This is a genomic window from Pseudolysobacter antarcticus (assembly GCF_004168365.1).
In the GTDB taxonomy this organism is placed as follows: Bacteria; Pseudomonadota; Gammaproteobacteria; order Xanthomonadales; family Rhodanobacteraceae; genus Pseudolysobacter; species Pseudolysobacter antarcticus.
The window spans coordinates 3,155,924-3,180,547 of record NZ_CP035704.1 but is presented as its reverse complement, the minus strand read 5'-3'; the positions used below and the strand labels follow the sequence as shown (position 1 = coordinate 3,180,547).

Here is a 24,624-nt window from a genome sequence, read left to right as displayed (position 1 = left end):
GGTCGGCCTCAGCGGGTCAGGAAATCAGGGCTGCACAAAATCAACGCGATCATCGAGCGCAAGCGTGACATCGTGTAGTGAGTGCTCAGATTGCTGCCGCTCCAGGTATCGGTAGTCAAGGTGAGTGCCGCTGTGGCGGCGACATTCTGGCGCAGGAAATCCACCGCCGCGTTGTACACGCCGGCCGGCTGATAACCGAGAATCTGCGTACACCAGAAACCCGCAATATTCGCCGCCGTGCGCGTGGCCGCGGTGGGAAACGCAGCCAGGGTTTGTGCTTGCACATCAGCCAGATACGGCGACGCGCTGACAGTTTGATCCTGCGTCATTTCGAGCAGCATCGCGAGCAAACGCAAGGTCATGCCGAGCGAACCGCTGCTGGCCCACGCGATCTGCACATCGGGATATCCATTCGGCGCCGGCCAGTAGAACAAGCGATGACCAGCGGATTGCAGCGCCGAGAGCACGGCGTTGGTGGTCGACCACGTATTCGCCTGAAAATTCGGATTATCCAGATCGGGCAGCGGTGTGAAGTTGGCACCGAGTGCGCGCAAGGTGCTGACCATCGCCACGCCCGGGCGCTTCATTTTCTGGCCCCAGCCATTGGCGAAATCGGTCGAGTTGAGGATCGCCTGCGTGACGATCTGCAACTGATTCGGTGCCTGCCAGTTCTGCAGAAATACGCTCGCGATATTGCTCACGAGGGTCGGTGATGGACTATCGCTGACGAGGCGTCGACACAGCTTTGTGGCGATGAAAGTCGCCACACCGGGATGGCATGCAAGGGCGGCGAATACATCGAAGCCATCCTGCTGATGTTCGTAGTCGTAGAGGTAGCGATTCAGGAAAAACTTGTCGTACTGATCGTGCAGGCCATCGACGTATTCGAACGTGCCTGGGTTTAGATCGTTGCGCGTGTCGTAGGTGCTTTGCGACATGGTCCAGCCGGTCAGCGCACGCGTGATGTTGTACACATCGGCATCGACATATTTCAGGCGGATCGCATCGCCGTCGCCAGCAGTGCCGACGGGTAATGATGGATCAAACGGATTCAGCACGCCGGCATAATTCATCGCACCCAGCGTATGCAGCTCACACAACTCGCGCGCATAGTTTTCGTTGGGCCCGGCGCGCGTGCTCGAATACAGATCGAGCATGAACATCATCGATGCCGACTCGGCCACGTTGATCAGCAGGTTCTTGAAATTGCCGAACACACCATTGCCCGCAGAGGTGGCGCGGAACAGCGCATCGAACGCCGGAAACATCGGCCCGCCATCGTAATCCCAACCGTTGACGCTGAAATGATCATGCCAGAAATCGATCATGCTCTCGTGCAATTGACGTTTGCTGTAGATCTGGCGGATCAATGTTGCGCACTCCGATTCGGCGATCGGCAACATGCGATGATTGTAGTTCACAGTGTCGGAATGATAGGTAGACCAGAGTTGCGCCGGCGTCAGATTCAGTGCCTTGAAATTGGCCGAGGTGATGCGGCTATCGCAAGCGGTATCGCTGATCGCCGCCGGGCTGGTTTGCTGTGAGACCCATGCCGTCCAGCGTGCCGCATCGCTCGCGCCGAGCGCAGTAAACGCTGTGAGGTCGGCTTGCGTGCAACCGAACGTCGCGCGATTCAGCCACGCCACGGTGCTCGGCGGGCCGCTCAAGGTTTGGCTGACACTGGCGATGGTGGTGGGATCGCCGAGCCGGGTATCGGTCGCTGCCTTGCCGGCACGCCGCATCGATGGCACGGCGGTATCGAAACCGAGGCTCGCGAACATCGCGCTGAGTGCGCGCCGACGCGCGAGAGCCGTGGTCGTTACGGCGGTGGCAGATTGCATACGCGGTCTCCGGCAAGCCCCCTTGCGCCTTGAGTCTACCCGATTCGATGGCGATTTTTGTGATGTCGCGTCGGCAAATATCGAGCAGGTTTTTGGAGCCGGCAAGGGATCACCAGCGATGATTGTTGGATCAGATCACCATCGGTTCCGGCAGCAACAGAACATCGTAATGCTGCCGTACGCTGGCCTGAATGCGCTGCGCCAGCGCCCATAGTTGCGCACCGCTGGCCGCGCCGTGATTCACGAGCACGAGCGCGTGCTGGCTTGAAACTCCGGCGTCGCCATCGCGCAGGCCTTTGAAACCGCAGCTCTCGATCAGCCACGCCGCCGACAGTTTGCTCAGGCCGTCCGGTGTCGGCCAAGTGGGCAGGGTAGGGTGTTTCAGTTGCAGCTGTTTTGCGACCGTGTTCATCACGATCGGATTCTTGAAAAAGCTGCCGGCGTTACCGATCAAGGCCGGATTCGGCAGTTTGCGCAGACGCAGCTGGGTGACTGCATCGGCGACGTCGGCGGCGGTGGGCGTGTCGATGTTCTGCGCCTGCAGTTGTTCGCGCAGGCCGGCGTAATCGAGTCGAAGCTGCGCTTGCCGTGTGAGCAAAATATCGACCGCGGTGACAATCCAGTTCGCGGCCTCGGGCATTTTGAAAATGCTGTGGCGATAACCGAATCCGCATTGTTCGCGCGAAAGCCAACGCGTTGTACCAATCGCGACATCATGGATTTCCACCGCCGCACAAACCTCGGCAAACTCGATACCGTAAGCACCGATGTTCTGGATTGGCGCGGCGCCGACATGGCCCGGAATCAACGCGAGATTTTCGAGCCCGCACAAGCCTTGCGCGAGCGACCAGCGCACCAGTGCATCCCAGCTCTCGCCCGCACCGGCGCGCACATGCACGAGGTCGCCACTTTCATGCGTGATCGCCATGCCGCGAAATTCTGGCAACAGCACGAGGCCGTCGAAGTCGCGAGTGAACAAGATGTTGCTTCCACCGCCGAGGATCAATCGCGGCAGATTGGCGAACTGTTTTTGCGCGAGCAGAGTTTGCAGAGCGCCGATATCGGCAACACGCGCAAGCACGGCGGCACGTGCATCGACACCGAACGTATTCCGCGCTTTCAACGAAACATCGTATTGCAGGCCGCAGGCGGGTAGGGAAGACATGAGTTTGCTCGGCGACGGTATCAACGCAGCGCGCGGATAGCATCGATGCTTTCGCCGATCAAGGTCGGCCCGCGATAAATCATGCCGCTGTAAAATTGCACGAGACTCGCACCCGCGGAAATTTTCGCGGCGGCGTCATCGCCGCAGAGGATTCCACCCACACCAATCAACGGGATTTTGCCGTTTAAACGTTTAGCCATCTGTTTCAAAACATCGGTCGATTTGGCAAACAGCGGACGTCCGCTCAGTCCTCCGGCTTCACTCGCGTGTGGCTGGCCGGTAATCGTGCTGCGATCGATTGTGGTGTTGCTGCAGATAACGCCATCGACGCTGTTAGCCAGCAATACATTGGCGATGCTGTCGAGTTCGGTTTCACTCAGATCGGGCGCAATCTTCAGCAGCATCGGCTTGTATCGACCGTGTTGTACGGCGAGTTTTTGCTGGCGTTCGCGCAAGGTCGCGATCAAGCGTTGCAGCGCGTCTTCCTGCTGCAGGTCGCGCAAGCCTTGCGTGTTCGGCGATGAAATATTGACCGTGATGTAGCTCGCGAGCGGGTAGACACGATCGAGACAGAACAGATAATCATCGACCGCGTTTTCGTTCGGCGTGTCCTTGTTCTTGCCGATGTTGATACCGAGCACGCCGTTGAAATTGCTGCGCTCGACACGCGCGACGAGATAGTCCACGCCCTTGTTATTGAAGCCGAGTCGATTGATCACTGCTTCGGCCTGTGGCAGGCGGAACATGCGCGGTTTCGGATTGCCGGCCTGCGCTTTTGGGGTGATCGTGCCGATTTCGACAAAGCCGAAACCGAGTGAGGCGAGCGCCTCGAAATAGTCGCCGTTCTTGTCGAGTCCGGCGGCGAGCCCGACCGGATTCGGAAATTTGATGCCGAATACTTCGAGCGGTAATGGTTTCGGTTTGCTCGCGAGCAGCGGATTAAAACCGGTGCGATACGCGACTTCGATCGCCTTCAGGCCGAGATCGTGCGCGCGTTCGGCATCAAGGCAAAACAGCAAGGAGCGGGCGAGGTTGTACACGCGATAATCCGTCGTTGCGGCTCAGTGCGACATCGCTGCGAAACCGCCGAGCACGGCAAAAATAAACAGCAATCCGAGCAAGACCACCACCAGATGCGCCCAGCCGAGAATGAGCCCGGCAATCGCCATGCCGTCGCCATCGATCGTGCCGGCCGGTGCGCTGCGGATTTCACTGCGCGCAATGTGTCCGGCGATCACAGCGACGATCGCGCCGATGAACGGCAAGATGCACCACGACAACAGACCGAATACCAGACTCACAATCGCCGGCACACTCGTGTTCGTGCCCGAAGTATTGCTGTAGGTGGCGACATTCGTGGTTGCTGCAGGTACCAGCGGATGACCGCAATTCGGGCATGACGTGGCCTGGTCGGAAACCTGGTGCGAACACGCGGGGCATGAAATCATGGTCATCGGTCTACTCCTGAAAAGCGCATTGAGAGCGTAAAAAGTCAGAGTTTTTTAGCAGGTTCGACGACGCTGAATCCGGCGATCAAATCATTGATGTCGGCGGCGCTTTCTTCGTAGAGATTATTGGCTTCGGTGCAGATCATTTGCACCGAGCCTTGTTTGCCGCTCCACAGGAATCGTCGCACGTGCCAGTTTGCGCCAAATGCTTCGCCGACATTGTCCAACACCAAGCCGGTGTTGCCGTTGACCGTCAACATCGTTTCGCTTTCGATGTGCGCTTTCGGATCGGTTTTTTGCATGAGGCCGATGTTGAGTTCCTTCAGCCCGCTCAATGTCATCTGCACACGCTCTGTGACAACCTTGACGATCGCCGAACCGTTTTTGTGGCGGAACATGAATTCAACAGTTTCACTGAGCGGATGTTGTTCGACCGACCATTTGTTCGGGTCATACGCAAACAGAAACACGCCGAAGCCGCTGCGGGCGATGCTGGTGGCCGATTTCGGCGTTGCATACGCGAGCGAAATATCGACAAGTTCGTTGCTTTTGTCGACCTGCAGTTTCCACGTGCCGTTGTCATCGAGAATGACATGACGTCCATCCTTGGTGACGGCTTCGGTCGCGGCGAAGGCGTTGAAAATTGCCAACGAAAGTAGCGTCGCAAGCGCAAGCAACTGTCGTGCAGAAACCTTCGTTGTCATGTCGAACTCCCCCGTTTGAATAACAACTTGCCAGTTCCAGATGCAGCGCAGCGACTACATCGCAGCGCTGCATCTGGAATGTTTCGGCATGAATCAGAAATCGAACTTGATGCCTTGCGCCAGCGGCAACGAGTCGGAGTAGTTGATCGTATTGGTCTGGCGGCGCATGTAGATTTTCCATGCATCCGAGCCGGATTCACGACCGCCGCCGGTGTCTTTCTCGCCACCGAATGCGCCGCCGATTTCCGCGCCGCTGGTACCGATATTGACGTTGGCGATGCCGCAATCCGAACCGAAGCAGGTCAGGAATTTTTCCGCCGCGCGCAAATCAGTGGTGAAGATCGACGACGACAAACCCTGCGGCACGCCGTTCTGGATTGCGATCGCTTCATCGAGCGTTTTGTACGGAATCACATACAGGATCGGCGCGAACGTTTCGGTCTGCACGATCGCATCGCTGCCCTTGATGCCGTTGACGATGGTCGGCAGCACATAGTTGCCTTTGCCTTCGAGCGCCTTGCCGCCGGTCAGCACGGTGCCGCCGGCTGCCTGCGCTTGCGTCACGGCGTGTTCGTAGCGATTCACCGCATCACGATCGATCAGCGGGCCCATCAGGGTTTCGGATTTGAGCGGATCGCCGATGCGCGTTTCGATCTGCTTGTACGCTTTGACCAGGGTCTGCGTGACCTCGTCGATGATTGACTCATGTACGATCAAACGTCGCGTGCTCGTGCAGCGCTGACCGGCCGTGCCGACCGCGCCGAACACGACCGCAGGAATCGCCAGTTTCAGATCGGCTGTGGCATCGATGATGATCGCGTTGTTGCCGCCGAGTTCGAGCAGCGAACGACCCATGCGGTTGGCCACGCGCTCGCCGACGATGCGCCCGACCGTGGTCGAGCCGGTGAAGCTGATCAGCGGGATGCGCTTGTCGTCGGTGAACTTCTGTGCGAGCTCGGTGCGCGCATCGTTGAACAGGAAGAAAATATCCGGAAAGCCGGCGGCGTTCAAAGCGTCGTTGCAGATCTTCATGCTGGCGACCGCTGTGAGCGGAGTTTTTGGCGACGGTTTCCAGATCGTGATATCGCCACAGATCGCCGCGAGAAACGCGTTCCAGGCCCATACCGCGACCGGGAAATTGAACGCGCTGACGACGCCGACCAGACCGAGCGGATGCCACTGTTCGTACATGCGGTGGCCGGGACGCTCGGAGTGCATCGAGTTGCCATACAACATGCGCGACTGGCCGACCGCGAAATCCGCGATGTCGATCATTTCCTGCACTTCGCCGTCGCCTTCCGGCTTGATCTTGCCCATTTCCAGCGTGACCAGCGAACCGAGCGCATCCTTGTGTTTGCGCAGCGCTTCACCGCACAAACGTACGGCTTCGCCGCGGCGTGGTGCGGGCGTCGTGCGCCAGATCGCGAACGCTTCCTGCGCGCGTGTGATGATGGTTTCGTAGTCCGCTTCCGAGCTCGCATAAACGCGGCCGAGCAGTTCGCCGGTGGCCGGATTATGCGATTCGAGTACGCCCGCGTCGGTGGTTTTGGACCACTCGCCGTGGCCGAGATACGTGCCGGAATGGGTCTCGGTCAAGCCGAGCGCCTTGAGAATATTTGCAGACATGGAAACTCCAGAGAGATAGTGGCAAGCCGTTGCGGCTCACAAAAAAGCGACGGCGAATTATATCAGAGCGGCTGCATGCGACTGGCTTTGCCACAACTCCGGGCGAATTTTCCCGGGATTCGCACTGGCAGTTCGTGCGATTCGTGCGAAAATGCAGCGCGCTGTCGCTGTCGCCAGCGTGTTGGCGAAGCATGCGAAAACTGCAAGCAATATCGAAAAATCCACGCCCCCGTAGCTCAGCTGGATAGAGCGTCCCCCTCCTAAGGGGAAGGTCAGCCGTTCGAATCGGCTCGGGGGCACCATCTTGCAACGGGCGTGAGTTTGCCCGCAGTTTCATCTCGGCTCTCACCGCAGCAGAAAACATGGCCGATCGCTTCAACATTCGACGCTGCAATCCGATCGATGCGAGCGCGCTTGCGCTGCTCGGTCAAGCGACATTTCTGGAAACGTTTGCCGGCATTCTCGATGGTACGAGCATTCTTGCGCATTGCGAATCGCAGCACGCAACACGCGTTTATGATGCGTGGTTGCAAGACGCCACAACATCGATCTGGATCGCGGAAACCGAGGTCGGGAACGCACCGATCGGTTATCTGGTGTTGGCAAAATCGACGCTGCCACTTGCCGATTTGCATGCCGACGATCTTGAGGTCAAACGGATTTATTTGTTGCATCGTTTTCATGGTAGCGGCGTCGGCAAGCGGCTGATGGCAGAAGCGATTTCGCAGGCGAAGTTGGTCGATGCGCCGCGTCTATTGCTAGGCGTCTACGCAAATAATCACGACGCGATCGCGTTTTATATCCGCCAAGGTTTTCGGAAAATCGGCGAGCGTGTTTTCAATGTCGGTGGCAAGAATTACGACGACGTCATGCTGGTCATGGATATCTAGCGTGGTTGTGACGCAAAAATCCGCTACGCCGCCCTTGCGTCGGATCCTTTTCGCGCTGCTGTTCACGCCGTTGCTGCCGCCGTTTTATGCGACGCTGTTTTTCGCCGAACCGTGGTCGCTGCCGATCGGTTTGTTGCTGACCTATCCGAGTGCGTGGCTGTTGGGTTTGCCGATCGTGTTGCTGTTGCGTCGGCTGCATCGGCTCGATGGGTGGTCGCTGGCGCTGGCCGGTGCTGTCTGCAGCGTACCGGCGCTGCTGTTGTATTGGTGGATAGATACGCCGCCGCATCTGCAGGCTTTCAGCGCCGTGAATGCGCTCGAATTACTTGGCTGGGGCGCGTTCTCGGGCCTGTGTTTCTGGCTGCTTGGTATCGTCGGCGATTCCAGTGTCAGTCTGCGCACGCTGCTCGATATCGGGCCGCCGCAAAAATAATTGTTCACATTGCGTAGTCAAGATTTTGCGCTGCCCGCTACGCGGCGATAATCTGCGGGCGAGCGACCGATCAATTTCTTGAAGTCGCGAATGAAATGCGCTTGGTCGAAATAACCCAGCTCCAGTGCGAGACGCGGCCCGTCGATCGTTTCACCCGACGCCAACAGCTCGATTGCGTCGTGCAATCGATAACGGTTGATCACCCATTTCGGGCTGACGCCGACGTATTGCTTGAACAGGCGTTGCAGGCTGCGTTTGTTCAATCCGTTGCGACTCGCGAGATCATCGACACTGGTCAGGCTGCGATCGTCAACGATGCGCGCGACGATAGCCGCAATACGATCGGCATTCGGATCGGCTGGCGGCGCATGCGCGCGCAGGAATTGCGTCGCCACCGCGATCATGCCGGAGACATCCGTATTCGCGAACACCTCGTTTTCCAAAGTATCGGCGGTGCTGCCGAAAACGTCCTGCAGCGAGATCGAGCCATCGGCGATGGTCGACAACGGTCGTTGCAGGAACGGATAAAAACCGCCGGGTCGAAACTTCACACCGAACGCACAACCTTGACCTTCAAGCAGCTTTGAAAAGCGTGCGGTGTGCACCCCGAAGATGCGTGTCTTCTCGCGCTCGAAGACGATATGCACGTTCGGATGCGGCAGCGTTTCCTGCAACTGTGGCGTATGGCCGCGCAAATCCCAGCGCACCATCCAGAAATGTTCGATGAAATCGCGCAGGCTGGCATCCGGCGCAATACGCGCATGCTCGAATGCGCCCGCTGCCGATGCGTGGCGCAATACGCCGCGGGCATTGCCGACGCTGGAGCTCATGAATTTCGATTCTCGAATCGGCAGCCGAACCGCAAATCACCACATCGTTTTTTTCGCGGTCGCGTTTTTCCAATACGGTACATGCCAATCCTGTTTGAATGCCTTGCACACCGCAGCAGCATAACGGAGCATTCATGAAAAACCGATTCCTCGCAGTCAGTGCGATCATCGTTGCGGCTAGCGCTATCTTGCTCGCTAGCTGCACCACCCAGGCGCCGAAACGCGCACTAATTCCAACCCTATCAGCACCGGAGACAGCCATGACAACCATGCACGCAGCAGGACCGTTCGATGTAAAACTCAGCCCGCAGGTGCTGGCCGTGGAGGATAAAGTCGAAGGCGCCACGCTCGGGCGCATGTCGATCGACAAGCAATTCCATGGCGATCTCGAAGCGAGCAGCAAAGGCGAGATGCTCAGCGCGATGGGCGGCACGCCGGGTTCTGCGGGTTATGTCGCGATCGAGAAAGTCAGCGGAACCTTGCACGGCCGCAGCGGCAGTTTTGTGCTGCAGCACAACGCGACGATGACGCGCGGAACGCCCGCGCTGAACATCATCGTGGTGCCGGATTCCGGCACCGGCGAGCTGGCTGGCTTGAGCGGCGCAATGACGATCATCATCGCCGACGGCAAACATTCGTATGCGTTCGATTACACGATCGCACCAACGCCTTGAACAGGTTTTCCGTCGCGCAGGTGTGAACGATCAGGTGCGCAGTTTGTAGCCGGTCTTGAATATCCACCACACGGCCGCGAGGCACAGGGCAAGGAAGCCCAGTGTCATGGCTGCGCTGACCACGACGTTGACATCGGCCACGCCGTAGAAACTCCAACGGAATCCGCTGATCAGATACACCACCGGATTGAACAAGGTGATCTTCTGCCAGATCGGCGGCAGCATGTTGATCGAGTAGAACGCGCCGCCGAGAAAGGTCAACGGCGTGACCACCAGCAATGGCACGATTTGCAGTTTCTGGAAATCGTCCGCCCACAGGCCGATGATGAATCCGAACAGACTGAAGGTCACCGCGGTGAGCACGAGGAAACACGCCATCCAGAACGGATGCGCGATCTCGTATGGCACGAACAAGCGCGCCGTGATCAGGATGAGGATGCCGAGCATTACCGACTTGGTCGCGGCCGCACCAACATAACCGAGCACGACTTCAACGTAGGAAACCGGCGCCGACAACAACTCGTAAATCGTGCCCGACCATTTCGGCATGTAGATGCCGAACGACGCGTTGGAAATACTCTCGTTGAGCAGCGACAACATGATCAGGCCGGGGATGATGAACGCGCCGTAGCTGATGCCATCGACCACGCCCATGCGCGATCCGATCGCCGCACCGAACACGACAAAATACAACGATGTCGAAAGCACTGGCGAGGCGATGCTCTGCATCAAGGTGCGAAATGTGCGCGCCATTTCGAAGCGGTAGATCGCGCGGATTGCGTGCAGGTTCATGCGCGTGCTCCATTGCCATTCGATCGCACCAGACTCACGAAAATATCCTCGAGCGAACTCTCGCTCGAATGCAGATCCTTGAAGTCGATACCGTGCTCGCCAAGCTGGCGCAGCAACGTCGCGATGCCGGTCTGTTCACTCTGCACATCGAAAGTGTAAGTGAGCGTGTTGCCATCGGCTGACAGCTCCAGCGCGTAGCTCGCGAGACTTTCGGGGACGCGTTCGAGCGGACTCTGCAATTGCAGGATCAGCTGTTTCTTGCCGAGCTTGCGCATCAGCACGGCCTTGTCTTCGACGAGGATGATTTCCCCCTTGCTGATCACGCCGATGCGGTCGGCCATTTCTTCGGCTTCCTCGATGTAATGCGTGGTCAGAATGATGGTCACGCCGCTCTCGCGCAGCGCACGTACCATCTGCCACATGTCGCGGCGCAGCTCGACATCCACGCCGGCGGTAGGTTCGTCGAGAAACAAAATTCGCGGCTCGTGCGATAGCGCCTTGGCGATCAGCACGCGTCGTTTCATACCGCCGGAAAGCGTCATGATCTTGCTGTCTTTCTTGTCCCACAACGACAAGTCGCGCAGTACCTTTTCCAGATAGACCGGATTCGGTGGCTTGCCAAAAAGGCCGCGACTGAAGTTCACCGTGGCCCACACACTCTCGAATGCATCGGTGTGCAATTCCTGTGGTACGAGGCCAATCTTGGTGCGCGCGGCGCGATAATCGCGCACGATGTCGTGACCGTCGGCGAGCACCGTGCCCTCGCTCGGATTGACGATGCCGCAGATGATATTGATCAGCGTGGTCTTGCCCGCGCCGTTCGGCCCGAGCAGCGCAAAAATCTCGCCGCGGCGAATCGTCAGATCGATTTTTTTCAGCGCTTGGAAACCACTGGAATAAGTTTTGCCGAGGCCGGATACCGACACGATCGGTTCGGCGTTTGCGTTATGGCTGGTGGTCGAGCTCAGTGTTGATGACATGGGTTTCCAGTCTCATCGAATATCGAATGATATGCGTTTCACCACGATCCGGCGAGTCGCGTATAGCATGTTGGCGGATCAGTCCGGCAAGCCGAATCGTTGCTGCATTTCGCGTTTTCCCACGGGCGTCACACGCAGCGCGCGACTGTCCAGATCCGGGATGACCCAGCGCCGTTTGCGTGCGACATAAAGCAACGCGGCGCCGATTGCACCGCCGATGTGGGGGCGCCTTTCGCTCCAATCAACACACGCGCACGCAAAACGGCGACGAAGATTGCGCGTGGCGGCGATATCGATGCCCAGCTTGCCCAGCGCGATCACACCGTCGCTGCCGAGATCATACGCGGTGATGTCGATCGCATCGGTCGATAACCAGCCTAGCTCGATAAAACGATCATGCAACGCAACGGCCACGGCGCCGGCCATGTGATCGTAGCAAGTGCGCGCATTGCGCAATCGACTCGGTGTGCTTGGCACAAACCTGTGGCGGCTCGCACCGGCAACCACGACCAATGCTTCGAGTGCGGCGGCGACATGGGCGCCGTGCAGACTGTAGTAGCGATGCTTGCCTTGCGCGAGTACATCGACGAGTTGCAATTCCTTCAATTGCGCCAGATGCACGCTCGCCGTCGACGGACTGACTTCGGCCACGATCGCCAGTTCCGTGCTGGTGCGGGCGCGGCCATCGAGCAAGCTGTACAGCATTCGCGCGCGCGCGGGTTCACCGATCGCCGCGGCGATGCGTGACACCGACGTGTCGATATGGACATCAGCATTCATAGTTTCATCGTAGACGAATCGTTGCTGCATCGGCAACCGCAAACTGCGCGTCATGCCACCGGAAAAACTCTCGCCAGCGCAGGCAAGTCGCCGCCGCAGCATTCAGGCCACTCTTACGCTCGGCGCGATGTTGCTGGCCGGTTGCGATACGTCGATCGAGCCTTCCATCAGGAAAAACTCCATGACCATCACCTGCTTTATCCGCTATCAAATCGATCCGTTCCAGCGCGACGATTTCAGGCAATACGCCGAAAACTGGGGGCGCATCATTCCGCGTTGCGGAGGTCATTTGGTCGGCTATTTTCTGCCGCACGAAGGCACTAACGACATCGCGTGGGGATTGATCGCATTTGCGAGCCTCGCGGCTTATGAGGAGTATCGCGCGCGCTTGAAAACTGATGCGGAATCGCGCGCGAATTTTGCGCTGTCGCGGAGCAAAAAATTCATCTTGCGCGAAGAACGCAGTTTCGTCGAAATTGTCGACGGCACTTTCGGCTTGCCTTCGACGCTGGTCTGATCGCGCTGACCTGATCGGGCGCTCTCCAGCGACGTGAGCGGCGGCAAAATTTTCACGACTCAAAAACTGCGATACTGTTGGCACAGGGGCAATAGGCGGCAATCGTTTGACGTATGCGCAAGCAGCGTGCGAGCGAGTTTGCTGCATGAAAAATTCAGAGAGACCGCGCATGTCGCTTCGCACGATTTTGCTTTTGCTGCTGCTGGTCGTTACGGCACCTGTATTCGCCAACGATACCGTTTTCGCTGCCGGATTCGACCCGGTCTGGGTGACGGGTTATCACGTCGGTTATCAGAAGACGATGTATCCGACCGCCAATATCGATTACGCGGCGATGAGCCACATCGTCATCGGCCCGGTCGTGCCGAACAGCAATGGCACGCTGAATACGACTTACGATATTGATGTGAGCAATGGGCCATTGTGGGCCAATGGCGTTGCATCGGCGGCGCACACGGCGGGTCGCAAGGCGACGCTGATGGTCGGCGGCGCCGGCTCTCTCGCCGGCTGGCAAGGGGCTGCGAATACAACGAATCGCGCGGCTTTCGTCACGCATCTGCTCAGTACGATGGATAGCGTCGGTGCAGATGGTCTGGACCTTGATTGGGAGCCGCTGAACTCGGGCGACTACGCCAGTTTCACCGCGCTCGCCACCACGCTGCGCAGCGCACGACCGAACATGATCCTCACCGTGCCAGTAGCTTGGACCAATCCGAACTACCAGTTTTCGGACTCTTTCTTCGGCACGATCGCGCCGCTGTTCGACCAGATCAATATCATGTCCTACGACATGGAGTGGGGCGCGGATGGCTGGAAAAGCTGGTTCACCTCGGCGCTACACGGCGAGTCCGCCACCACGCCGAGTTCGATCGACAGCAGCGTGGATTTTTATCTCGCCTCTGGTGTGCCGCGCAGCAAGCTCGGTATCGGCATCGGGTTTTACGGCGTGTGCTGGCATGGCGTGACCGGCCCGCGTCAGGTGATCGGCGCGGGCACGATCTTCGGCAGCGACAACACGTTCAGCTACAGCACTATCGTCACCCAGTACGCCACGCCGGCTAATGCGGCGAATTACCACTACGACACCACGGCCGAAATGCCGTGGCTCGGATTGACGGCCGGTATCGGGCCGAACGCTTGCAACTTTTTGTCCTACGAAGATCCGACCTCGGTCGCCGCCAAGGGCGCTTATGCCAATCGCAATGGACTTGGTGGCACGATCATCTGGACGATAGGGCAGGGTTACGTATCGACCGCATCGGTCGGTCAACAGAATGTTTTGCTCGACGCAGTGAGTACGGCGTTTCGTCCGACCCATTGAGCTTGCGCTGAAGACATAAAAAAAGCCCGGCTTGCGGCCGGGCTTTTTTTGATCGACATGTGGACGCTACTGGATGTGCACAGGCGCCACGAACAAGGTTGAAGGGTCGGTTGTAACCTTGCTATAGCTTTGGCCCGTTGTGCCGGCAGTCGCGGCTACGCTGCTTCCCGAGCTTCCACCCGAACCACCCGAACCACCTCCGCTACCACCATATCCGTTGCCGCCGGAGTTGGTACCGCTACCTGCTGCGCCACCAGCCACGGTGGTTGTGCCTGAGCCAGTGAAGGTTGGTGCAAGCAGATTGACCAAGCCGCCGCCGCCGCCACCGGATGCGCCGGTGCCGAGTGTAGGATCGGTCAGGGCATTTGCGCCGGGTCCACCGACTGCGGAAATCGTGCCGTTGTTGATAATGCTGCTTTTCGCGGCAAGCACGATAACCCCACCGCCACCGCCGCCACCACCTACACTTCCGCCGTTAACGGGTGGGCCCGGCGACGCCAGAACAGATGGCGTGCCGGCGGCCCCGTCGGCATGAATGGAGGCACCGCTGTTGATCGTAATGGACCCAGCGGACACGATCACGATCGTGCCACCGCCAGCGGTATCCGCTTCGATGGTGGCGTTGATATAAGGCCCAACCCCGCCGCCCGCCTGACCCGGCAGAACAAACAGTCGGGCGAATTGCGTATTGATGGCGCCACCGCCTGTCACAACACTGTTGGCAGCCTTTTTCCCGGCACTCGAGCCGATTCCACTGCCCGCATTGGTGTTGCCGGCAACCTTGATCTGCCCGGAAATCGATACATTGCCAGTGGCCCGAATAACCAGACCGCTGGGCACTGTCACCGTGCCGGTGATGGTGAGCGTGGTGAACTGCAGCGTGTTGTTCGGCGGCGCGCTAGTCCAGTCTGCTGTGGCGAAATTGCCGGCGCCGTCGGAACCATCGCCGTACAGATTGGCGGTTCCCGCCGCGCCGGTTGGGCCAGCCGGACCCGCGACACCGGTGGCGCCCGCCGGGCCGGCGACCGTGCTTGCTGCACCGGTCGCACCGGTTAATCCGGCTGCACCCGTTGCGCCGATGGGGCCAGCGACCGTGCTGGTGGCGCCGGTTGCGCCGGTGCTGCCGAGGGCGCCGGTCGCCCCGACCAATCCCGGCGCGCCAGTAACTCCAGTGGGGCCGGCGACCGTGCTTGTTGCGCCCGTAGCGCCGATGCTGCCGGGTGAACCGGTTGGCCCGACAATACCGGTCGCGCCAGCGGCACCGGTAGGACCCGCCACAGTGCTTGCCGCGCCCGTTGCACCCGTTGCGCCTGTCGGTCCAGTAGATCCGGTATTGCCGATGGCACCTGTGTTTCCTGTGGCGCCCGTCACACCCGTATTGCCGCTCGCACCGGTCACACCGATGGCGCCGGTTGGACCGATCGCGCCGATGTTGCCGATTGATCCGGTGGCGCCGATATCACCGGTCGCACCGGTAACGCCTGTTGCGCCGGTGGGGCCGATCAACGAGCCCGCCGCGCACGCACCGACGACGCCAGTGGTCATGTTGAAACACAGCGGATCGGTTTGCGTCGTTGCGCTCGGCAATGCGCTGATGACGAGATTGCCGCTGGAGATTGCGAAGTCACCGCCGCTCGGTGGTGTCACCGTGATGTTCTGCGCCACTGCCGCCGATACAGTCAACGCATTGGCGATGGCAAACGTCAGCAGCGATTGGCGCAAGAAAGTTCGATTCATATCGATATCCCCAGTGATCTGCATAATTGGACGGAAGATGGAGCTAATCGCAAAAACCGTGCGAATACGGGATCCATCCGGGGATCAACAATTCGGCATTTCAAAAAAACGCGGCATTGCTCCGAATGCCGCGCGTGCAACTTTCAGCCGACTAACCCGTCATGAACGAGGGCAGTGTGTTGTGGCTTGAAAAATTCCCCGCACATTTTCGAGTGCTTTATTTACACGAGAAGGATGAAATCACCTCGTTGAAGCTTGCAGTGAGGCTGGTATTTTTTGCTGCGCCGGTGTTGTCCGTGGTAACGCCAAATGCGATGGGCGTATTTGCCGGGAGAGCGAAACTCGCTACGGAACACGTCTGCGGCGGGCCGCTGCTCCATGCGGCAGCGATGGTGCAATTCGCCAGTGCAGTTCCGGGTGTCGCGGCATTGCTGTTCACCACTGGAGTCAGCGGAAACAGGTAGTAGGTCACGTTCGTAATCGGTAGGTAGGAATAAATAGTGAAGCTGCCGGTGCAGGCAGTCGGCGACATCGTCATGGTTGTGTTAGCGAAACCACCCGCACCCGTATTCGATACCGCCGAGAATATCCAGCCACCGCTACTGATCGTGTGGCCGAATGTGCCGAATGGAATTCCGGCGGGGGCCGCGCCGCTCGCGGAGCTGCCCGCAGCACCGGTCGCACCTGCGGCACCCGTCGCACCAGCGGGGCCTGGCACGGAGCTGTTTGCTCCGGTGGCGCCCGTTTGCCCGGTATTGCCGTTGGAACCGGTCGCACCCGTGGCGCCGGCGGGACCGGGTATCGAACTTGCAGCGCCCGTCGCGCCCGTCGCGCCCGTCGATCCAGTCGCACCCGTTGCACCGGTCACGCCTGTCGGGCCGGCGATCGTGCTGGTCGCGCCGGTTGCGCCCGTGCTGCCGGTTGCCCCGGTCGGCCCGGTGAATCCGATGGCGCCGGTATTTCCCGTTGGGCCAGCAACTGTGCTCGTGGCGCCGGTTGCGCCGGTACTGCCGATGGAACCGGTGGGCCCGGTAATTCCGATTGCTCCCGTGATCCCCGTCGGACCGGCGATGGTGCTTGCCGCACCGGTATTACCGATGGCGCCCGTCGAGCCGGTCGCTCCGATACTGCCGGTGGCACCTGCGATGCCAGTCGCACCGGTTGGGCCGACAACGGTGCTGGCGGCACCGGTCGCTCCGGTTACGCCGAGATTGCCGGTAGCGCCCGTTACGCCGGTATTGCCGGCCGCGCCGATCAGGCCTGTGGCGCCGGTCGGCCCGCTCGCGCCGGTATTGCCGATCGGTCCGGTCAGTCCAGTAGCGCCAATATCACCGGTCGGCCCAACCGCACCTGTTGCACCCGTGGGGCCGATCAACGAACCTGCCGCGCATGCGCCTACAGCTCCGTTGGTCATGTTGAAACACAGCGGATCGGTTTGCGTGGTTGCGCTCGGCAATCCGCTGATAACGAGATTGCCGCTGGAGATCACGAAGTCACCACCGCTTGGCGGCGTGACCGTGATGTTCTGCGCCGCGGCGACCGATACCGTCAGCGCGTTGGCGATGGCAAATGAGAGCAGTGAGTGGCGCAGGGATAGTGGCGACATGACGATCTCCGGAATCTGTTTGAAGTTATTTGAACGAACGGCGCAGCGCGGCAAACGCCATGCCTGAGAAAGCCAAGGCCAGCAGCAACAGCATGCCGAACGACAAGGTCGGGATCGGGGTAGCCACTGTGGGTGCGACTGCCGCAAACCAGCCGAAGGAATCGCCCGTGCCGCCATCGTTGGTCAAGCTCGGCGCGAGATGAATGCCGATGGCGTGCACGTTCGATACGCCGACATAGTTGATGTCCTGCGTACCGCCTGCGAGCAAGTTGATGAAAGCGACCTGGCCCGCCGTCGAACTCTTGATCTGGATGCCGAAGCCGGCTGTGCCGAGAATCTGCAACTGGCTCTGAATACTCTGCGTGCTGCCGACGCCGAACACATAGGATTTGCCGGTGAGGCTGACAAAACTCAGGTTGGCGAACGTGGTATTGCCGGTGATGTTCGACTGGGCGAGCGCGCCGTCGACAAAGTTCACATGGCTGCTACCGGCAGTGAAACTGCCGACGTTTGAGAAGTCGCCGAACAGCGTGATCGTGCCGCTGCCGCCGTTGATCGCGCCGCCCGCGAGGATACCGATATTTGCGGCATTCTGGATCGCGCCAGCAGCGACATCGAACGTGCCCGCAACCTGCAGATTTGAGCCGGCCAGATCGATCGATCCACCGTTGAGACTGAAGCTGGCCGAGGCCGGCACAACGACTTGCGCCAGCAGCGGCGCAGACGAAAACAGCAGAGCGCCGAAGAGCATCCGCAAGACAAGTTTGAGTAATTTCATAATCCCCCCGAATTCGCACGCATCTAATCATGCGCCGCGCAGAAAGTACAACGTTGGCAAATTTCCGGGAGTTAGATGCGCTGGACAGAACACGCGCTTTGCACGCCAAACGATTATTGTTGAAAGCCTGATGCTGTTGTGTCGTCCAGCTTCGCGAGTGCGAGGGCGATGCCTGTATTTCTCACGGTTTATCAAAAAAGGAAGTCTGCATGTCAACTCCTACAAGGGCGAGCGCAACGGCACGATTGCGGACGGTCTTGAAATCGATTTTGTTCTTGCTGTTTTATTTGGCGCCGCATGCGTTCGCGCAAACCGGTGCGCCCAAAGCGGATGCACCGATGCCGCCGCCACCAGTACTCGAATTGGTCGTGCTGGGTTCCGGCGGGCCGGGCGCGGTAGGGCGGGCATCGTCGAGTTTTGTCGTCTTACTGGACGGCATACCGAGAATTCTCATCGATGCCGGTTCTGGCGCATTCGCGCGCCTGGGCGAAACGAAACTTTCGCTGGATCGACTCGATCGGATTCTGCTCACGCATTTGCATATCGATCATAGCGCCGAGCTGCCTGGCATCTTCAAGGCTCGGGCTGTAGCGAGTCGCGGTGCCATCAATTTTCATGTCTTCGGGCCGAGCGGCGCGGGCAAATTTCCATCGACCAAACGTTTCGTTGATCTGCTATTCGGCAAGCACGGCGCGTTCGCCTACCTTGCGGATTTTTCTGCACCGATCACGATCGTTACGACCGATATCGGTGCAACGTTATCTCGCACGCGCAAGCTGCAAACTTTGTTGGCAAAAGATGGTTTGAAAATCACCGCTATTGCCGGGCACCACGACGATGCGCCGTCGATTATTTATCGGATCGATTACAAGAATCGCAGCGTGGTTTTTTCCGGCGATATTGATGCGGCAGGGCTGGATAATTTGCGCAGCATCGCCGATCACTGCAACTTGTTGGTGTTCAACACTGTGGTGCTTGATCGGCCGCAATCAGCCGAAGCGCTGTACACCTTGCACACGCCGCCGAAATCGATCGGGGAAGTGGCCGCCAGCGCGCATGTCGGCGCGTTATTGCTGACACATCTCAATCCCGCCATCGATCAGGCGCATGACGATGTGTTGGCCTCGATCCACCGCAATTACGCGGGTCCCGTGACTTTTGCTGAAGATCGCTTGCGTATCGCGCCTTAGCGGTTCGTTGTTTTTTTGCGAATGCGACCGCTCTGCTGCGAACGTCAAAGAGTGTGACATTTACATCGTTCCGCTAGTGACAACGAGTATGACGATTGGTTAAGCTCCGCGCTTAAATTCGCTTTAAGTTTTGCGTCGCACTCTCGAAATTCGTTGCTGGGGAAAATCAATGGCCTTGTTCTCACTGAGCCGCGGCGTTTGCGCTGCGCTCGCACTCGCAATCACGGTATCGTTTTCATCTGCTTACGCCTTGGTAGCGCCACCGCTAATCACAAAAAGTGAAGCGCAGGCCGGCATGCTGGATGCGCGCGTCAATCTGAAAAATTCCTACGCGAGCGCGACCGCCGCGCGACCGGGCAAGGCCGAAGCTGGACTGGTCGCGGCCAAGAATATCGTCGCCTCGGGCGCGGTCACATTAAAATCGTTGTCGCGCAACAAGCCCGCGCTCAACACAAAATTTTCTGCGCTCACGGGAGTGCCGGTCGCGCTGAGCAATGATGGTGGCTGGCTCACCGATGCCGCGCCGGGCCGCAGCAGCGAAGCGATCGTGCGTGATTATCTGCGCGGCAACGGCGCTTTGTTCGGACTTTCCAGCGCCGATCTGGATGACCTAGTCGCGATCGGCGACAGTGCCGGCGGCGACAGCGGCCTGCGCATGTTGCGCATCGAACAGCAGATCGACGGACGTCCGGTGTTTCAGAGCGAGTCGCGCTTTTTGCTCGCTCGCGATGGCCGTCTCGCCAAATACGTCGGACAACTGATGCCGCACGCGCGCTCACTCGCGCCAGTAGTCGATGCATCCAGCTTGCTGACTCCGGCGCAGGCGATTGTGAAGTTGCTGGCCTTCGAAGGCCGCACTGCAAGCACCGCATCGTTCACGGTCAGTAGCGAGACCGACGGTCGCATCAAGCTGGCCGAAACCGATGATTATGTCGCCGGTGAAATCAGCGCACGCCAGGTTTTGTTTCCACTTTCGCCCGGCATGCTGGTGCCGGCGTGGTCGCTCGTGGTTTTCACCACCGGTGAAGCTGACTGGTATGCAGTGATCGATGCGCAGACCGGTGATGTTTTGTGGCGGAAGAACATGCGTGATTACGCTTCGGCGCACGACGCGCGTTTCCGTGTTTACGTGCAGGCCGATGGCGTCACGCCGGCGGACAGTCCGGCGCCGAATTCACCGAAAACTACCACCGCACCGGCAGCGGGTGTGCAGCTGCCCGGTATCGCCCCGACCATCGTCAGCATGCACACAGCATATGACGCGGTGGCGAGTCCGAATGGCTGGATCAACGATTGTCCGGCGGGTGGTTGCACCGCTAACGAAACGCAGACGCTGGGTAACAACGTGCTCGTTTGCATGGATCAAGCTCAGGGCGGCGATGCCAACATCTGTGATACGGCAGCAGCCACCGTGATTGATGGTAGCGGTCGTGCCACCGGCAATCCCGATGCGAACGGTCGTAATCGTGATTTCCTCGGCACATCGCCGCGTGATTTCCAGACCAACTATCTGCCACCGCCACAGGCCGGAAATCCGGAGTCGGGACAAACCGCCACCGGCAACGGCACCAGCGGTACCGCGCCGGTCGATCAATTCCGTCGCGGCATGATGACGCACCTTTTTTACGTCACAAACTGGTATCACGACCAACTCTACAAACTCGGTTTCGATGAAGCTTCGGGCAATTTCCAGCAGACCAACTTCAGCGCTCAGGGGCTGGGCGGCGATCGCGTCAACGGCGATGCAGACGATGGTTCCGGCACCAACAACGCGAATTTCTCGACGCCGCCAGATGGCACCTCGGGACGTATGCAGATGTATCGCTTCACTGGCCCGACGATCGATCGTGATGGCGCGCTGGATGCCGAAGTGTCAATGCATGAAATGACCCACGGCACCAGCAATCGCCTGATCGGCAATGGCGCCGGCTTGAACTGGGATCCAGCGCGCGGCATGGGCGAGGGCTGGAGTGATTTCTATGCGTTGTCGCTGTTGAACAGCTCGAATGCGAACAACCCGAACGGTCGTTATGCCTCGGGCGCGTACGCGACCTACAAACTCACCGCAACATATCTGGACAACTACACTTACGGCATCCGGCGTTTTCCATATTCCACCGACAACACGGTGAATCCGCTGACCTGGGCCGACGTCGATGACGTTACCAACAACCTCAGCGGCGGCATCGCGCCAGATCCGATCGGCTTCAACAACAACGGTGGCATGGAAGTCCACAACATCGGCGAGGTATGGGCATTGACCTTGTGGGAAGTTCGCGCACGTGTGATCGCCGATCCGGCTGGTGCGAATGGCGACGTTCCAACCGGCAGCCATACGATGCTGCAGCTCGCCACCGATGCGATGAAGATGACGCCGATCAATCCGACTTTCATCGATGCTCGTGATGCCGTGTTGCAGGCCGATTGCGCGACCAACGCGTGTGCGAATGAAGCATCGATCTGGAGTGGATTCGCCGACCGCGGACTCGGTTATGGCGCCCGCGCGCCCTACGCTGTGATGGGCCGATATCTGAGCAGTCACGAAGCCATCCACGAATCGTTCAGTGTGCCGTTTCTCGATGTGCTGACGCCGGCGACCGACGTCACTATCGACGACAGTCTGTCCAACAACAACGGCTCGATCGATCCGGGCGAAGCAGTCAAGATTACGGTGAAGCTAAGCAATCCGTGGCGCGCCGCGAGTAAGGCTGTTACCAGCGCGACTGCAACCTTGAGCACGACCACGCCGGGCGTGACGATCTACGACAATCAATCGACTTATGGCGCAATCGCGGCGCAAGGCAGCGCCACCGGCGACAGTTTCATGCTTACTGTCGATTCCACTGTTTTGTGCGGCAGCGCGATTGATTTCACTGTCACCACGGTGTCGAATCTCGGCACCACCAGCACCAACTTTCGTGTGCGTGTCGGCGGCGCGTCCGGCACCGATCCGGTCGTCACCTACACCGGTACGCCCGGCACGCCGTTGACGATCGTCAACAACGCCAAGCGCGGCGTGTTTCATCAGATCAACGTGACCGACGATTTCGAAATCGCCGATATCAATTTCCGCATCGATTCGATCACTCATCCAGGCGTGGGCGACATTACTGCCATGCTGCGTTCGCCTGATGGCACCGGCAGCGATCTGGTCGCGCTGATCGATGGACTCAACGATGTTGGCGGCACCACCATCACGAATATGGTGATCGACGACGATGTGGCTGTCACTGCTTCGAATGACATGGTGCAGGCCAGTACCCCCAATGCGCCGTATACCAAATCGTGGCTGCCGGTATACAACTCGCCATGGGCCGCGATCGTGGCAGCGAGCCTGCCAGCCGATACGGTCGGCAATCTCTCGCGGCACGACGGCAAGAGCAGCAAGGGAACCTGGACTGCGCTAGTGGCCGACGTGTTCAATGCGGCCGCCGGCGGTACTGATGGCAATGGTACGTTCGGTGGCTGGTCGATGCTGGTGACGCCGGTACATTTTGCGTGCAGCGCATTTGCACCAACCGTCAGCATTAGCGCAACCAAAACCGTCAGCGGAACCTTCAAGGTTGGCGGCAGCGTTACCTACACCGTCACCCTTACCAACAACGGCACCGCGAATCAGGGCGACAATGCCGGTCACGAATTTGTCGATGTGCTGCCCGCTGGCCTCACCTTGGTTAGCGCCACCGCAACGACAGGAACTGCCAGCACAACTGGCAACACGCTCAACTGGGATGGCACGCTCGCGCCGCTTGGCGGCAGCACCACGATCACGATCAACGCGACCGTGAATGCCGGCGCGCAGGGTGCCTTGATCAGCAACCAGGGCACGGTGAACTACGATTCAAATAACGACGGCAGCAACGATGCAACGGTGCTGACCGATGATCCTGGCGTCGTCGGCGCCACCGATCCGACCGTATTTATTGTCGACAACGTCAATATCCTCGCGACCAAGACCGTTGCAGGAACCTTCAGCGCTGGCGGCACGGTGACCTACACCGTTGTGCTTTCGAACAACGGCTCGGTCGCATCGCTCGACAATGCCGGCAACGAGTTCAGCGATATTCTGCCGGCGACATTGACCCTGGTCAGTGCCAGCGCGACCAGCGGCACCGCAGTGGCAACTGTCGGCACCAATACTGTGACCTGGAATGGCAGCGTCGCCCAAGGTGGCAGCGTATTGATCACGATCACCGCCACAGTCAACAGCGGCGTTGCATCCGGCACGAGCATCAGCAATCAGGCGGGTGTGAGTTACGACTCGGACGTGAACGGAAGCAACGAAACCTCGATCGTCACTGACGATCCGACCGTGGCCGGCAACAACAATCCGACGACGTTCGTGGTATCCGGTGCCGCGGTATCGGCAACCAAGACCGTGAGCGGCAGTTTTGTGGTTGGCGGTACCGTGACCTACAGCGTGGTGCTGTCGAATGCCGGCAATGCCGCGACTAGCGACAATCCCGGCAATGAATTCAGCGATGTGTTGCCAGCCGGTTTGACTCTGGTCAGCGCCACGGCCACCGCGGGCACGGCGGTCGCCAACACCGGCACTGAGACGGTGACATGGAACGGCAGCATTCCCGCCGCCGGTAGTGTCACCATCACAATCACCGCAACGATCAACAGCGGCACGCTCGGTACCACGATCAGCAACCAAGGCAGCTTCAGTTACGATGCCGATCTCAACGGCACCAACGAAAGCAATGGCCTGACCGATGATCCCGCTGTTGCGGGCGCGGCCGATCCGACCACGTTTGCCGTTGGTGGCGCGCTGATTTCCGCCACCAAGACGGTCAGCGGAAGTTTCGTGGTTGGCGGCACTGTGAACTACAGCATTGTCCTCGCCAACACCGGCCCATCGGCATCGACAGATAACATCGGCGACGAGCTCACGGATATCTTGCCGGTGGGCCTGACGCTGGTCAGCGCGACTGCAACCTCAGGCGTCGCGCTGGCCACCATTGCCACGCGCACGGTGACGTGGAATGGCGGCGTCGCGGCCGGCGGCACGGTGACCATCAGCATAACCGCGACCATCACCTCGGCAGCGGCTGGGCATCAGCTGAGCAATCAGGCGATTTTCGCCTACGATGCCGACTTGAACGGCTCGAATGAAACCACCGGAGTCAGCGACGATCCGACGCTGCCCGGTCCAAACAACGCGACCGTATTCAACGTCGCGGCGGTGGCCGAGCCGGCGAAACCGGTGCCGAGCTTGTCGATATGGGGCGCACTGCTGTTGATGCTGGGCCTGCTTTCAATGGCTGCGCTGATCAATACACGTCGCTGCCAGCACTGATCGGAAAAAG

At 59.3% G+C, this 24,624-nt stretch carries 19 protein-coding genes, 1 tRNA gene and 1 pseudogene; 8 read left to right on the top strand and 13 right to left on the bottom strand.

Translation table 11 applies throughout. The annotated features are described in order from the left end of the window. Positions 1–8 precede the first annotated feature (8 nt). The 6 genes from ELE36_RS13595 to amaB form a co-directional block, all read right to left on the bottom strand. A complete protein-coding gene (locus ELE36_RS13595) occupies positions 9–1,841 on the bottom strand; it encodes a DUF1800 family protein (RefSeq protein WP_129834173.1) in 1,833 nt (610 codons plus the stop codon). A gap of 130 nt (positions 1,842–1,971) precedes the next feature. Continuing rightward, positions 1,972–3,006, bottom strand: coding sequence for a UDP-N-acetylmuramate dehydrogenase (gene murB / locus ELE36_RS13590; protein ID WP_129834171.1), 1,035 nt, complete (start codon positions 3,004–3,006; stop codon positions 1,972–1,974). Between the two features lie 20 nt (positions 3,007–3,026). Further along, positions 3,027–4,046, bottom strand: coding sequence for a quinone-dependent dihydroorotate dehydrogenase (locus ELE36_RS13585; RefSeq protein ID WP_129834169.1), 1,020 nt, complete (start codon positions 4,044–4,046; stop codon positions 3,027–3,029). Between the two features lie 21 nt (positions 4,047–4,067). After that, complete coding sequence (locus ELE36_RS13580) at positions 4,068–4,460, bottom strand: DUF4190 domain-containing protein (protein WP_129834167.1); 393 nt, start codon at positions 4,458–4,460, stop codon at positions 4,068–4,070. Between the two features lie 38 nt (positions 4,461–4,498). Then, a complete protein-coding gene (locus tag ELE36_RS13575) occupies positions 4,499–5,158 on the bottom strand; it encodes a hypothetical protein (protein ID WP_129834165.1) in 660 nt (219 codons plus the stop codon). 93 nt (positions 5,159–5,251) lie between these two features. Continuing rightward, a complete protein-coding gene (amaB, locus tag ELE36_RS13570; RefSeq protein ID WP_129834163.1) occupies positions 5,252–6,784 on the bottom strand; it encodes an L-piperidine-6-carboxylate dehydrogenase in 1,533 nt (510 codons plus the stop codon). 225 nt (positions 6,785–7,009) lie between these two features. Here amaB and ELE36_RS13565 point away from each other — a divergent pair. The 3 genes from ELE36_RS13565 to ELE36_RS13555 all read left to right on the top strand — a co-directional run bounded on the left by ELE36_RS13565 (position 7,010) and on the right by ELE36_RS13555 (position 8,107). After that, a tRNA-Arg gene (locus ELE36_RS13565) sits at positions 7,010–7,086 on the top strand. A 60-nt stretch (positions 7,087–7,146) separates the two neighbouring features. After that, complete coding sequence (locus tag ELE36_RS13560; protein ID WP_129834161.1) at positions 7,147–7,674, top strand: GNAT family N-acetyltransferase; 528 nt, start codon at positions 7,147–7,149, stop codon at positions 7,672–7,674. A gap of 1 nt (position 7,675) precedes the next feature. Next, positions 7,676–8,107 (top strand): hypothetical protein, encoded by a 432-nt coding sequence (locus tag ELE36_RS13555; RefSeq protein WP_129834159.1) that lies wholly within the window; start codon positions 7,676–7,678, stop codon positions 8,105–8,107. A 17-nt stretch (positions 8,108–8,124) separates the two neighbouring features. Here the strand turns inward: ELE36_RS13555 and ELE36_RS13550 are convergent, their stop codons facing one another. Beyond that, complete coding sequence (locus ELE36_RS13550) at positions 8,125–8,937, bottom strand: helix-turn-helix domain-containing protein (protein ID WP_129834157.1); 813 nt, start codon at positions 8,935–8,937, stop codon at positions 8,125–8,127. Positions 8,938–9,197: 260 nt separating this feature from the next. Between ELE36_RS13550 and ELE36_RS13545 the strand changes: the two genes are divergently transcribed. After that, complete coding sequence (locus tag ELE36_RS13545) at positions 9,198–9,611, top strand: DUF3224 domain-containing protein (protein WP_340642613.1); 414 nt, start codon at positions 9,198–9,200, stop codon at positions 9,609–9,611. A gap of 30 nt (positions 9,612–9,641) precedes the next feature. On the opposite strand, the gene ELE36_RS13540 is transcribed toward ELE36_RS13545, so the two are convergent. The 3 genes from ELE36_RS13540 to ELE36_RS13530 form a co-directional block, all read right to left on the bottom strand. Then, a complete protein-coding gene (locus tag ELE36_RS13540; RefSeq protein ID WP_129834155.1) occupies positions 9,642–10,403 on the bottom strand; it encodes an ABC transporter permease in 762 nt (253 codons plus the stop codon). Continuing rightward, on the bottom strand, positions 10,400–11,383 hold the full coding sequence (locus ELE36_RS13535) for an ABC transporter ATP-binding protein (protein ID WP_129834153.1): 984 nt from the start codon (positions 11,381–11,383) through the stop codon (positions 10,400–10,402). Before ELE36_RS13535 ends, ELE36_RS13540 begins: the two co-directional genes overlap by 4 nt. Positions 11,384–11,461: 78 nt before the next feature. After that, positions 11,462–12,265, bottom strand: coding sequence for an ArsR/SmtB family transcription factor (locus ELE36_RS13530; protein ID WP_207215782.1), 804 nt, complete (start codon positions 12,263–12,265; stop codon positions 11,462–11,464). A 79-nt stretch (positions 12,266–12,344) separates the two neighbouring features. Between ELE36_RS13530 and ELE36_RS13525 the strand changes: the two genes are divergently transcribed. Together ELE36_RS13525 and ELE36_RS13520 are read left to right on the top strand one after the other, a co-directional pair. Next, a complete protein-coding gene (locus ELE36_RS13525; protein WP_129834150.1) occupies positions 12,345–12,680 on the top strand; it encodes an NIPSNAP family protein in 336 nt (111 codons plus the stop codon). A gap of 169 nt (positions 12,681–12,849) precedes the next feature. Beyond that, positions 12,850–14,001, top strand: a complete 1,152-nt coding sequence (locus ELE36_RS13520) for a glycosyl hydrolase family 18 protein (RefSeq protein WP_165371612.1) — start codon at positions 12,850–12,852, stop codon at positions 13,999–14,001. Between the two features lie 66 nt (positions 14,002–14,067). Here the strand turns inward: ELE36_RS13520 and ELE36_RS21025 are convergent, their stop codons facing one another. From ELE36_RS21025 to ELE36_RS13505, 3 genes and pseudogenes are all read right to left on the bottom strand, one after another. Continuing rightward, a complete protein-coding gene (locus ELE36_RS21025; protein WP_277987050.1) occupies positions 14,068–15,738 on the bottom strand; it encodes a beta strand repeat-containing protein in 1,671 nt (556 codons plus the stop codon). 775 nt (positions 15,739–16,513) lie between these two features. Beyond that, positions 16,514–16,612 (bottom strand): annotated as a pseudogene (locus ELE36_RS21210) (exosporium leader peptide); the annotation flags it as partial. A 757-nt stretch (positions 16,613–17,369) separates the two neighbouring features. Next, positions 17,370–18,095 carry a hypothetical protein gene (locus ELE36_RS13505; protein WP_129834144.1) on the bottom strand — a complete coding sequence of 242 codons (726 nt, stop codon included), beginning with the start codon at positions 18,093–18,095 and terminating at the stop codon, positions 17,370–17,372. Positions 18,096–18,379: 284 nt separating this feature from the next. Here ELE36_RS13505 and ELE36_RS13500 point away from each other — a divergent pair, with 284 nt between their 5' ends. Together ELE36_RS13500 and ELE36_RS13495 are read left to right on the top strand one after the other, a co-directional pair. Then, on the top strand, positions 18,380–19,312 hold the full coding sequence (locus tag ELE36_RS13500) for an MBL fold metallo-hydrolase (RefSeq protein ID WP_207215781.1): 933 nt from the start codon (positions 18,380–18,382) through the stop codon (positions 19,310–19,312). A gap of 169 nt (positions 19,313–19,481) precedes the next feature. Further along, positions 19,482–24,614 (top strand): M36 family metallopeptidase, encoded by a 5,133-nt coding sequence (locus ELE36_RS13495; RefSeq protein WP_129834142.1) that lies wholly within the window; start codon positions 19,482–19,484, stop codon positions 24,612–24,614. Positions 24,615–24,624: the final 10 nt, after the last annotated feature.